This window comes from Pseudomonas sp. BN607 (genome assembly GCF_029871175.1).
Lineage (GTDB): Bacteria > Pseudomonadota > Gammaproteobacteria > Pseudomonadales > Pseudomonadaceae > Aquipseudomonas.
Genome location: NZ_SSOE01000019.1, coordinates 1 through 11,227, shown reverse-complemented (window position 1 = coordinate 11,227; position 11,227 = coordinate 1). Strand labels below are relative to the sequence as shown.

11 protein-coding genes are annotated in these 11,227 nt (G+C 62.0%); 5 read left to right on the top strand and 6 right to left on the bottom strand.

The genetic code is table 11. The annotated features are described in order from the left end of the window. Positions 1-19: 19 nt before the first annotated feature. On the bottom strand, positions 20-838 hold the full coding sequence (cysQ, locus tag E8E68_RS01810; protein ID WP_280339392.1) for a 3'(2'),5'-bisphosphate nucleotidase CysQ: 819 nt from the start codon (positions 836-838) through the stop codon (positions 20-22). Next, a complete protein-coding gene (gene nudE, locus E8E68_RS01805) occupies positions 835-1,401 on the bottom strand; it encodes an ADP compounds hydrolase NudE (RefSeq protein ID WP_266030499.1) in 567 nt (188 codons plus the stop codon). Before nudE ends, cysQ begins: the two co-directional genes overlap by 4 nt. Before the next feature lie 64 nt (positions 1,402-1,465). Here nudE and yrfG point away from each other — a divergent pair, with 64 nt between their 5' ends. Continuing rightward, positions 1,466-2,128, top strand: a complete 663-nt coding sequence (gene yrfG / locus E8E68_RS01800; protein ID WP_266030497.1) for a GMP/IMP nucleotidase — start codon at positions 1,466-1,468, stop codon at positions 2,126-2,128. A gap of 49 nt (positions 2,129-2,177) precedes the next feature. Here yrfG and lysM read toward each other — a convergent pair whose 3' ends face one another. After that, complete coding sequence (gene lysM, locus E8E68_RS01795; RefSeq protein WP_110744804.1) at positions 2,178-2,618, bottom strand: peptidoglycan-binding protein LysM; 441 nt, start codon at positions 2,616-2,618, stop codon at positions 2,178-2,180. Between the two features lie 178 nt (positions 2,619-2,796). Here lysM and fdhD point away from each other — a divergent pair, with 178 nt between their 5' ends. From fdhD to E8E68_RS01780, 3 genes are all read left to right on the top strand, one after another. Then, entirely contained in the window at positions 2,797-3,627 is an 831-nt protein-coding gene (gene fdhD / locus E8E68_RS01790) for a formate dehydrogenase accessory sulfurtransferase FdhD (protein ID WP_110744805.1), read from the top strand. Between the two features lie 5 nt (positions 3,628-3,632). After that, positions 3,633-5,978 (top strand): FdhF/YdeP family oxidoreductase, encoded by a 2,346-nt coding sequence (locus E8E68_RS01785; RefSeq protein ID WP_280339387.1) that lies wholly within the window; start codon positions 3,633-3,635, stop codon positions 5,976-5,978. A gap of 195 nt (positions 5,979-6,173) precedes the next feature. Then, complete coding sequence (locus tag E8E68_RS01780; RefSeq protein WP_110744807.1) at positions 6,174-6,653, top strand: glycine zipper domain-containing protein; 480 nt, start codon at positions 6,174-6,176, stop codon at positions 6,651-6,653. A 54-nt stretch (positions 6,654-6,707) separates the two neighbouring features. Here E8E68_RS01780 and E8E68_RS01775 read toward each other — a convergent pair whose 3' ends face one another. The 3 genes from E8E68_RS01775 to hslO form a co-directional block, all read right to left on the bottom strand. Beyond that, positions 6,708-7,148 (bottom strand): thioesterase family protein, encoded by a 441-nt coding sequence (locus E8E68_RS01775; protein ID WP_280339385.1) that lies wholly within the window; start codon positions 7,146-7,148, stop codon positions 6,708-6,710. Positions 7,149-7,298: 150 nt separating this feature from the next. Further along, positions 7,299-8,840, bottom strand: coding sequence for a phosphoenolpyruvate carboxykinase (locus E8E68_RS01770; RefSeq protein WP_110744809.1), 1,542 nt, complete (start codon positions 8,838-8,840; stop codon positions 7,299-7,301). A 179-nt stretch (positions 8,841-9,019) separates the two neighbouring features. Continuing rightward, positions 9,020-9,919 (bottom strand): Hsp33 family molecular chaperone HslO, encoded by a 900-nt coding sequence (gene hslO, locus E8E68_RS01765; protein ID WP_110744810.1) that lies wholly within the window; start codon positions 9,917-9,919, stop codon positions 9,020-9,022. Between the two features lie 121 nt (positions 9,920-10,040). On the opposite strand from hslO, the gene E8E68_RS01760 reads away from it, so the two are divergent. Next, positions 10,041-10,835 carry a phosphatase PAP2 family protein gene (locus tag E8E68_RS01760; protein ID WP_280339382.1) on the top strand — a complete coding sequence of 265 codons (795 nt, stop codon included), beginning with the start codon at positions 10,041-10,043 and terminating at the stop codon, positions 10,833-10,835. The last annotated feature ends 392 nt before the right edge of the window (positions 10,836-11,227 follow it).

The following is an 11,227-nucleotide window of genomic DNA, read 5'->3' as shown; positions in this document are numbered from 1 at the left end:
GTGTACCTGTGGAAGCCAGTTAGATCAGGTTCAGGAAGGCCTGGCGCCATGCCGCATTGGCGGGCAATGCCAGGAAATACGGATTGAGCAGCGACTCACGCGGCGGATACCGGAACGGTAAACCATCCAGCCCGATCACCTCGCCACCGGCGCCCTCCACCACACCCTGCGCCGCAGCAGTGTCCCACTGAGAAGTCGGCGCCAGGCGCGGATAACAATCGGCACTGCCCTCAGCCAACAGGCAAAACTTCAACGAGCTGCCAATATTGGCCAGTTCCAGCTCACCCACCGCAGCCCCCAGGCCGGCCAACAGCGCTTCCTGTTCCGGGCTGGAGTGTCGACGGCTGGCAACCACGGTAAAACGCTCGCCTGGCGCGGGTGCGTTGCGGACCTGGATCGGTTGGGCTGCCTCATCGGCATCTGCACGCCAGGCCCCCAAACCGCGCCCACCGAAATAGCAGCGCCCATTGGTGGGCATCGACACTACGCCGAACACCACCTCGCCGTTCTCGATCAGGGCGATGTTGACCGTGAACTCCTCGCTGCCGGCAATGAACTCCTTGGTGCCATCGAGCGGGTCTACCAGCCACCAGCGGCTCCAGCTCTCACGCTCGGCCAACGGAATGTTGCAGTCCTCTTCGGACAGCACAGGAACCTGCGGCGCCAGGGCCAACAGCCCATCGGCAATCACCCGGTGCGCTGCCAAGTCGGCAGCGGTCACCGGCGAATCATCGGCCTTGTTGGTCACCGCCACATCGGCGCGCCAGAACGGCAGGGTCGCCTCGCCTGCGGCCAGCGCCAGCTTGACCGCCTCATGCATCAGTTGCAGGTCGTTCATAGCTCTAGCAGCCCCCGCTGGGTCAGCAGGTCACGCGTCAGGTACAACGCTGCCAGCGCGCGGCCCTCGGTGAACTGCGGGTGCATGGCCAGCGCCGACAGCTCGCGCAGGTTGACCTTGTCGACCCGCATCGGCTCCGGCTCATCGCCTTCCAGATGCGCTTCGTACAGGTCGCTGGCCAGTACCACCTGGATTTTCTGGCTCATGTAGCCCGGCGACAGCGACAACTCGGTCAGGTGCTCCAGCTGGCGCGCACCAAAACCGGCTTCTTCCTTGAGCTCCCGGTCGGCTGCCGCCAGCACGTCTTCGCCCGGCTCGATCAGGCCCTTGGGCAACGACAGTTCGTACTCGTCGGTGCCACCGCAGTATTCCTCGACCAACACAGCGTGCTCGGCGTCGAGCATGGCCACGATCATCACCGCGCCGTACCCGTTACCCCGGCCTACCAGGCGCTCGTAGGTACGCTCGTTGCCATTGCTGAAGCGCAATTGCACGGCTTCGACGCGAAACAGGCGGCTACTGGCGACGATTTCGCGGCTGAGGACGGTGGGTTTCTGGCGCATGGGGCGGCTCCTTGGCGTGAACGGGTTACTATACCGTGGCTTGCCGACTGATCGAGAGTTTCCCATGCCTGTTCTTCCCTGGTCTGCCATCGATACCGTTCTGCTGGATATGGACGGCACCCTGCTCGACCTGCATTACGACAACCGCTTCTGGCTGCACCACCTGCCCCAGCGCTATGCCGAGCTGCACGGGGTAAGCCGGGCCATGGCTGAAATGGAGTTGCAACCGCTATTCGAGCGCAATGCCGGCACACTCAACTGGTATTGCCTGGATTTCTGGAGCCGTGAGCTAGACCTGCCGATCCGCGAGCTGAAGCGGGAAATTGCCGACCTCATCGCCCTGCGCCCAGATGCCGATACCTTCTTGGCGGCGATTCGCAAGGCCGGCAAACGGGTTGTGATGATCACCAATGCACACCGGGATTCGCTGTCGCTGAAGCTGGAGCGGGTGGAACTGGCGCCGTATTTCGAGCGGCTGATCAGCTCGCATGACTACGGTTACCCAAAAGAGAGCCCGCAGTTCTGGGATGCCTTGCAGGCGGATATTGGTTTCGAGCCGGGGCGTAGCCTGTTCATCGATGACACCCTGGCGATATTGCGCAGTGCGCGGCGGTTTGGCGTTGGCCACCTGCTGGCGGTGCGACAGCCGGATAGCAAGGCAGGGCCGCGGGATACCGAAGAGTTTCCAGCGGTCGAGGATTACCGGGAATTAGTGATAGGCCTGTGAGGCCGCCTTCGCGGGCATGCCCGCGAAGGGCCGGTACAGACTTCAGAGATCAATCAGGAATACGCAGCACCTGCCCCGGATAGATCTTGTCCGGGTGCGAGAGCATCGGCTTGTTGGCCTCGAAGATCTTGTTGTACTGGTTGGCGTTGCCATAAACCACGATTGAAATGGCCGACAACGTGTCACCCTTTTTCACTGTAACGAACCTGGCCGCCTTCACCACTGGCCCCGTCACGGTGATCTGGTCATCCACGCTGGCCACACCATTGATGTTGCCGGCGGCGAGAATGATCTTTTCCTTCTCCTCCTGGCTGGCCACCTCACCCTTGAGGATGATCTTGTCGCCCTCTACAGTGGCGGTAATGTTCGGATTGCCCAGGCCGACACTTTCCACGTGTTTTTTCAGCTGCTCCTCGGCATTGGCATTGCCTGGGGTCAGCAGGTCGATCAACTTCTCGCCCGCTTCCTTCACGAAACTGAACAAGCTCATAGCGCTCTCCTTGTTGACGAAACCTCGGACTCAGCAGTCTAGGCCACCTTTCCTCCCGCCGCCCCCTGCGACCAATCGACGCGCTCTATCAAGGCATAGACCCTAGCAATTAGACGCCGCCGGCCCGCACGCCTAGGCTTGTGCTATCACCAAGCCGCCGAATGAACAGCCTGCCCCGATGAACAGCAAACCACCGGTCTGCGCGGCCTCATCGCCCTTGGCCATGCCCGCCGCCAGCAACACCTACGATTACGTCCAGCTCAACGACAGCAAACGTGACAGCACGCCGCTGGCCGAAGAGGTGGCGCTGGCCATTGTCTACAACGGCCTCAACCAGGCGGTGATGCTGGTCAGCCCCACCGACCTGGAAGACTTCGCCGTCGGGTTTAGCGTTGGCAGCGGCATTGTCGAAGGCACCGCGGAAATCTACGACCTCAAGCTCTCCGGCAGCGGATCGGCGATGTACGCCGACCTGGAAATATCCAGCCGGGCGTTCTGGAACCTGAAAAACCAGCGTCGCCAGCTGGCCGGCACCAGTGGGTGTGGCCTGTGTGGAGTCGAAGCACTGGAACAGGCATTGCCAGAGCTGACCGTGCTGCCGGGTGCACCCCTGCCCCCGGCGCAGTGGCTGGTCGGGCTGCGCGAGCGCATCGATGCTTTCCAGCCGTTGGGCCAGCACTGCGGCGCGGTGCATGCGGCACTGTTCATGGACCGTCATGGCGAGCTGTTGCTCGGGCGTGAAGACATTGGCCGGCACAACGCCCTCGACAAGCTGATCGGCGCCCTGCTGCGCCAAGGCATCGACAGCCAGGGCGGCCTTGCCATCGTCACCAGCCGCTGCAGCCTGGAGCTGATCCAGAAGGTACTGCGTGCCGGTATCCAGACACTGGTAAGCCTTTCAGCCCCCACCGGGCTTGCCCTGCAATGGGCGCGCAAGCACAACCTCAACCTTATCCATTTGCCCAAGCACAGCGCACCGCGGGTCTACAGCCCAGCGGCGGAGTCGTAACAGCCGTGACCTCGTACCAGCACCTTCCGGACAACACCCCAGCCTCCCCTCCTCGCTACAAGCCCTACCACGGCCCCGCCGGTGGCTGGGGTGCACTGCGCAGCGTGGCCAAAGCGTGGGTCGGCAGCGACAACGCGCTGAAGAACATCCGCGCCCTGCTCAAGACCAACCAGAACGGTGGGTTCGACTGCCCTGGCTGTGCTTGGGGCGACTCGCCGGAAAGCGGCATGGTCAAGTTCTGCGAGAACGGCGCCAAGGCGGTGAACTGGGAGGCCACCAAGCGTCGCGTCGACGCGTCCTTCTTCGCCCGCTACAGCGTTACAGCCCTGCTGCAGCAGAGCGATTACTGGCTGGAGTACCAGGGGCGCCTGACCGAGCCAATGGTCTACGACCCAACCAGCGACCGCTACCAGCCGATCAGCTGGGACGCCGCCTTCGCCCTGATCGCCCGCGAGCTGAACAAGCTGGCCAGCCCTGACCAGGCCGAATTCTATACCTCGGGGCGCGCCAGCAACGAAGCGGCCTATCTTTACCAGCTGTTCGTGCGGGCCTATGGCACCAACAACTTCCCCGACTGCTCGAACATGTGCCACGAGGCCAGCGGCGTGGCGTTGGGCCAAAGTGTGGGGGTGGGCAAGGGCACGGTCACCTTCGACGACTTCGAGCATGCCGATGCCATTTTTGTGTGGGGCCAGAACCCCGGCACGAACCACCCGCGCATGCTCGACCCGCTGCGTGACGCGGTGAAGCGTGGCGCTCAGGTGGTGTGCATCAACCCGCTCAAGGAGCGCGGCCTCGAACGCTTCCAGCACCCGCAGAACCCACTGGAAATGTTGACCAACAGCGACCGGCCGACCAACACTGCGTTCTTCCGCCCAGCGCTGGGCGGCGACATGGCGATGCTGCGCGGCATGGCCAAGTTCGTTCTGCAGTGGGAGCGTGAGGCCCAGGCCAGCGGCGAACCGGCTGTGTTCGATCATGCTTTCATTGCCGAACATGGCCATGGCGTTGACGAATACCTGGCCGTGGTCGATGCCACGCCGTGGCAGCACATCCAGATGCAGTCCGGCCTGAGCCTGGCCGACATCGAGCTGGCCGCGCGCATGTACTGCCGTGGCAAACGGGTAATCATGTGCTGGGCAATGGGCATCACCCAGCACCGCCATTCGGTGCCGACCATCCAGGAAATCGTCAACCTGCAAATGCTGCGCGGCAACATCGGCGCGCCGGGCGCTGGCCTCTGCCCGGTGCGTGGCCACAGCAATGTGCAGGGCGATCGCACCATGGGCATCAACGAACGCCCTCCAGTGGCGCTGCTGGACGCCATCGAGAACCGCTTTGGCTTCCCCGTGCCGCGGCACAACGGCCACAATACCGTTGAAGCGATCCACGCCATGCTCGACGGCCGGGCGAAGGTATTCATCGGCTTGGGTGGCAACTTCGCCCAGGCCACGCCAGATACCGAGCGTACTGCCACAGCATTGCGCAACTGCGAGCTGACCGTGCACATCAGCACCAAGCTCAACCGCAGCCACCTGGTCCACGGCAAGCAGGCGCTGATCCTGCCGTGCCTGGGCCGCACCGACATCGACCTGCAGGCTGACGGGCCGCAAGCAGTCACGGTGGAAGACTCGTTCAGCATGGTGCATGCCTCCAATGGCCAGCTCAAGCCGCTGTCGGCACAGATGCGCTCGGAGCCTGCGGTCATTGCCGGCATTGCCGCCGCCACCCTGGGCAAGAAACCGGTGGACTGGCACTGGCTGGTTGCCGATTACGACCGCATCCGCGACCTGATCGGCGACACCATCGCCGGCTTCAGCGGCTTCAACCAGCGCTTGCAACACCCAGGGGGATTCTACCTGGGCAACAGCGCCGCCAGCCGGGAATGGAAGACCAGCACGGGCCGCGCCAACTTCAAGGCCAACCTGCTGCCCGACACCCTGCTGGACGAGCGCGTGCGCGCCAGCGGCCAATTACCGGACCTGATCATGCAGTCGATGCGCTCGCACGATCAGTACAACACCACCATCTACGGCCTGGACGACCGCTACCGCGGCGTGCGTGGCCAGCGCGAAGTGATTTTTGCCAACGAAGCCGACATCATCCGCCTGGGCTTCCAACCCGGGCAAAAGGTCGACATCGTGTCGTTGTGGGGGGATGAGCATGTGCGCCGGGTACATGGCTTCACGCTGCTGGCGTTCGATATCCCGGCAGGCCAGGCCGCGGCTTACTACCCTGAGGTGAACCCGCTGGTGCCGCTGGAGAGCATTGGCGATGGCAGCCATACGCCGACATCGAAGTTCATTGCCATCAAACTGGAGCGCGCTCGGGACGACGGGCGTATCCTGTAGACACGAAAAAGCCCTGTTCCATGGCGGTTCAGGGCTTTGTCATAAAGGTCTCAGACAGCCGAAAATCGATAAAGTTTCACAGCAAATACAGTAACTTAGAGAATTGTGTACAACTCGTGTTACTCGTCGGATTTCCGTTGCCAGCCACGCCGCTTAGCCTCAAATTCGCCTCGTCATCCCTATGAGGCTCTCTTGATGAAGAAGTACTCCTCGATTTTGTTGTTGTCTTTCAGCTTGCTCAGCGGCGTTGCCATGGCAGGCGGCACCACCGAGGCCGGCATCGGCGGCGCATTGGGTGGGGTACTGGGCTCCGTGGTGGGCAACTCCATCGGTGGTAGCACTGGCGGCGCCATTGGTGCCGGCCTGGGCGGTGCCGCAGGCGGTGCCCTGGGTGCCGATAAGCGCCAGCGCGGTGAGGCCGCTATCGGTGGCGCACTGGGTGCTGCGGGCGGTAACGTGGTCGGTCGCTCGGTGGGCGGCACTACCGGTAGCTACATTGGCGCGGCAGCCGGCGGTGGTGCCGGTGGCGCACTGGGTAACTACATGGGCAACAAGGCCGACGAAGACGACCGCGATGACGACCGTCGCTACCGTCGCGGCTACGACGACCGTCGTCACTACGACCGTGGCCATCACTACGGCCACCGCAAGCACAAGCGCCACTGGCGCGACTGATGCCGAGGGCCTCGCCCCGGCAGCAAAAGCCCCGCCCCTGCCGGCGGGGCTTTTTTATGCCTGCTGGGCGAGTACGAGGCCAGAAAGGATCACTTGCAGCGGCTCAGGCAACACCACAGGACGACCACTGGCACGGTCGATGAACACCTGCACCACCGTGCCTGCCGCACACGCCTCCGGCTCGCCCGGACGGAACAACGCCAGGCGGTACTCTACCGTGCTGCCCGCCAGGCGCGTCACGCCCAACCCCACCTCCAGCAAGTCCGGAAAGCCCGGTAATGCGTAGAAATCCGCCGCCGAACTGACCACGAATGCCGCCAGTTCACCGTCACGCAGGTCGACCTCGGCCTGTTCGACAAGGAAGGCCTGGATAGCTGTTTCAAAAAAGCCGTGCACGGTAGCACCGGCGATATGGCCGTTGACGTCGTTGTCCGAAGGGCGGGTGAGAATGGGGTGGAAGTGGGAGAAGGCAGTGCGCTGAGGGGATTCGGTCATCTGTCTGGCTCTTGTCTTCGCAATGGATGCTGACAGTGAAACAGAAATTGCAGATTTCCGCTGCCTGCAATCCCTTGTGGGAACGCACCGATTTGCAGGAACAAAAAAGCCGCCCCTGAGGGCGGCTGTCTTGTTGCAGCCAGGTTCAGCTTACAGCTGTGGACCAGCGGCCTTGATGGCGTCGGAAACTTCGAACTTCTTGAAGTTTTCGATGAACAGCTTGGCCAGACCTTTGGCGGCCTCGTCGTAGGCAGCTTTGTCAGCCCAGTTGGTGCGCGGGTTGAGCAGGTCGGTCTCAACGCCCGGAACGGCCTTCGGCACATCCAGGTTGATGATGTCCAAGTGCTCGGTTTCGGCACCGACCAGCGCGCCGCTCTGGATTGCAGCGATCACCGCGCGGGTGGTCGGGATGCTGAAGCGCTTGCCAACACCGTAGCCACCGCCGGTCCAGCCGGTGTTTACCAGGTAGACCTTGGAGTTGAAGCCGTTGATACGCTTGATCAGCAGCTCGGCGTACTCGCCAGCCGGGCGCGGGAAGAACGGTGCGCCGAAGCAGGTGGAGAAGGTCGACTTGATGCCGCCGCCCGAGCCCATTTCGGTGGAACCGACCAGCGCGGTGTAACCGGACAGGAAGTGGTAAGCCGCCTGCTCATTGTTGAGGATCGACACCGGAGGCAGAACACCGGTCAGGTCGCAGGTCAGGAAGATTACGGCATTAGGCTCGCCGCCCAGGTTCGCTTCGGAACGCTTGGCAACGTGCTCCAGCGGGTAGGCCGCACGGCTGTTCTGGGTCAGGCTGACGTCGGTGTAATCGGCGTGCTTGTTGGCGTCGAGCACGACGTTTTCCAGCACCGCACCGTGCTTGATGGCTTTCCAGATGACCGGCTCGTTCTTCTCGGACAGGTCGATGCACTTGGCGTAGCAACCACCTTCCATGTTGAAGACAACGCCTTCGCCCCAACCGTGCTCGTCGTCACCGATGAGGTAACGGCTTTCGTCAGCCGACAGGGTGGTCTTGCCGGTGCCGGACAGGCCGAAGAACAGGGTTACATCGCCTTCTTCGCCGATGTTGGCCGCGCAGTGCATTGGCAGTACGTCGGCGGCCGGCAGCAGGAAGTTCTGCACCGAGAACATGGCTTTCTTCATTTCGCCGGCGTAGCGCATGCCAGCGATCAGCACCTTCTTCTGGGCGAAGTTGATGATCACGCAACCGTCGGAATTGGTGCCGTCACGCTCAGGTTCGCAGACGAAGTTGGCAACGTTGAGGATCTGCCACTGGTCGCGACCAGCCGGGTTGAATTGCTCCGGGTTGATGAACAGGCAACGGCCGAACAGGTTCTGCCAGGCAGTCTGGGTGGTCATCTTGACGGGCAGGTAGTGCTCGGCTGCAGCCCCTACGTGAACGTAGGAGACGAAGTGATCCTGGGCGTTGTTGAACGCCTCGACGCGAGCCCACAGGGCATCGAACTTGTCGGCCGGGAACTTGCGGTTGATCGGGCCCCAGGAGATGGCGTCCTGGGTGGAAGGTTCTTCGACGATGAAACGGTCAGCCGGCGAACGGCCAGTACGGTGACCGGTCTCCACGACCAGTGCGCCAGTATCGGCTAATACGCCTTCACCGCGTTGCAGCGCTTCTTTTACCAGCTCATCGACGCTCAGGTCGGTGTACACGGTGTTGTTGGCTTGCGTCATGAGATACCCCATCCGGCCCGAGGCCGAGTGCTCCAAACGTTTTGTAGTTGTCTTGAAAAAACTACTACAGCGAAAAAAGTGGCCGGATTATGCCAGAAACGCCCAAAAAAAGTAGGCCCCTCCTGTCAGAACTGCTCTTTTGCGCAATTCGACAGGAGATTGTCCTGTGGTTAAACGTTTCAGTGACGAGTTTCTGAGGCTACGTCAGTGCCGCCACCCGCAAACAGTTGTGCCACGTCGCTGGCATCGAAGAAGTAGCGCTCGTTGCAGAACTGGCAATCGATTTCTACCGTCCCGCCACATTCTTCCACCAACGCCTTGGCGTCGTGCTCGCCCAGACTGACCAGCGCATTGCCAGAGCGTTCCCGCGAACAGCTGCAATTGAAGCGCAGCGGCTGGATATCGAACAGGCGTACTGCATCTTCGTGGTACAGGCGGTGAAGTAGCGTTTCGTTGTTTTCAGCCCACTCTTCAGGCTTGAGGGTCTTGGCCAGAGCGACCACGTGCTGCCAGCTGTCCTCGCGCTCTTCATCATCCGGCTGGCGATCGCGCGGCAGTTGCTGAAGCAGCAGGCCACGCGCCTTGCCACCTTCGGCATTGAGCCAGAAGCGCGTGTTCAGCTGCTGGGACTGGACGAAGTAGTTGGTGAAACACTCCGAGAGGTTGGCGCCATCGAGGTCAACGGTACCCTGGTAACGCTGGCCCTTGACCGGGTCGATGGTCAGGGTCAGGTGGCCGTCGGGCATCAGCTGCGAGAGTGTGGCATCCGCAGGGATCTGGTCCGCTTCGTAGCGGGCCATGCCGCGGATCTCACGGTCGCCGGAACACTCCACCATCAGCAACGGAATCGGCCCAGCCGAGCGGGCCTGCAAAATCAGCAAACCATCGAACTTCATCGCGCCAACCAGCAAGGCGGTGGCAGCCATCAGCTCGCCAAGCAGCGCCTTGACCGGCTGGGGGTACTCATGACGCGCCAACACCGCGGCGTAACTGTCATCGAGAGACACCCACTCGCCGCGCACATCGCGCTCGTCGAAGATGAAACGTTGGGTGAAATCGGTATCAGGCAAGTCGCTCATAGGTTTTGGCTATCTGAAAATGATGACAAAATGATTACAAGGGTTGTCGGACTACACGCGACAACCCAATGAAAAAGCGCTCACGAGGCGCTCCGGTTCCTGTTTGCAATAGAGGTATTTTATGGACAATCGACCACTGTTCCAAGCAAGGTGGTCCTTGGGGCCATTGGCAGCCTGTACGCTGCTGCCTATCGCTCTACTGTGTTTCTGGTTATGGCCCATTGGCCAGATCTTGTGCCTGACTTTCGACGAGTGGCTATTCCACGGCCTGAATGCCCCGCTGGCCGACAACACCATCTGGCGTTACATATGGACTGTGGGCAGCCTGCGCCCGTTCGACATTATCGTCGGCCTGATCCTGCTGGCCGTACTCATCCGGGGTGACTGGGTGTTCAAGGCAGCCCAGGTTCGTCAGGCCTTTTTCGGCTTTCTGGTCACGCTACTCCTCTTAGTGGTGATTCGCGCGCTGTTTTCCAAGTGGGTGGATGCAGCCGGCTGGCAGCACAAGAGCCCGTCGATGATGTTCGACGACGTCGTCCACCTCAGTGATTACTACCCGAACCTGGAAGCGGCCTGGGAGCTTAAGGACCGTTCCAGCAAGAGCTTCCCGGGGGATCACGCCTCGGTGCTTTTGATCTGGGCACTGTTCATGAGCGTGTTCAGCCGGCGCCTGGTGCAGTACCTGGTGGTCTGGGGGCTGGCGCTGCTGTTCATGCTGCCGCGCCTGGTGGCCGGTGCCCATTGGGGGCAGGATGACTACATCGGCGGGTTGCTGATGGCAGTGCTGGCGTTGGGCTGGAGCTACTACACACCGCTGGCGGCCAAGGGAAGCGAGGCGTTGATGCGCTGGACGGCGCCCTTGTTCGACCTGCTGGCCAGGTTACCGCTGGTCGGGCGGATGGCCGTGGTCCGCTAGAGCCTTGGGGGCTGCTGCGCAGCCCTTTGGCGACACAACCCTATGGCTTGCGCAGTGTGGGAGCGGGCTTGCCCCGCGAACACGGGCGAAGCCCGTGCCATGCACCGTATTGGATTCTTCGCGGGACAAGCCCGCTCCCACAGGTACCCCCCGCAGGCTTGAGGCTGATGCAGTACCTGAGGAAACAACTGTTTTGCTCAGTTTCTAGAATCTAGTGCGACCCCTGTGGGAGTGGGCTTGTCCCGCGAACACGGGCGAAGCCCGTGCCATGCACCGTGTTGGATGCTTCGCGGGACAAGCCCGCTCCCACAGCCCCCCCCCGGAGGCTCGAGGCTGATGCAGTACCTGGGGAAACAACTGGCTTGCTCAATTTCTGGAATCTAGCGCGATCC

Bases quoted from the DNA above. Each gene is read 5' to 3' on its own strand.
- cysQ (WP_280339392.1), bottom strand. From the start codon at position 838: ATGAACGACCTGCAACTGATGCATGAGGCGGTCAAGCTGGCGCTGGCC.
- nudE (WP_266030499.1), bottom strand. From the start codon at position 1,401: ATGCGCCAGAAACCCACCGTCCTCAGCCGCGAAATCGTCGCCAGTAGC.
- yrfG (WP_266030497.1), top strand. From the start codon at position 1,466: ATGCCTGTTCTTCCCTGGTCTGCCATCGATACCGTTCTGCTGGATATG.
- lysM (WP_110744804.1), bottom strand. From the start codon at position 2,618: ATGAGCTTGTTCAGTTTCGTGAAGGAAGCGGGCGAGAAGTTGATCGAC.
- fdhD (WP_110744805.1), top strand. From the start codon at position 2,797: ATGAACAGCAAACCACCGGTCTGCGCGGCCTCATCGCCCTTGGCCATG.
- E8E68_RS01780 (WP_110744807.1), top strand. From the start codon at position 6,174: ATGAAGAAGTACTCCTCGATTTTGTTGTTGTCTTTCAGCTTGCTCAGC.
- E8E68_RS01775 (WP_280339385.1), bottom strand. From the start codon at position 7,148: ATGACCGAATCCCCTCAGCGCACTGCCTTCTCCCACTTCCACCCCATT.
- E8E68_RS01770 (WP_110744809.1), bottom strand. From the start codon at position 8,840: ATGACGCAAGCCAACAACACCGTGTACACCGACCTGAGCGTCGATGAG.
- hslO (WP_110744810.1), bottom strand. From the start codon at position 9,919: ATGAGCGACTTGCCTGATACCGATTTCACCCAACGTTTCATCTTCGAC.
- E8E68_RS01760 (WP_280339382.1), top strand. From the start codon at position 10,041: ATGGACAATCGACCACTGTTCCAAGCAAGGTGGTCCTTGGGGCCATTG.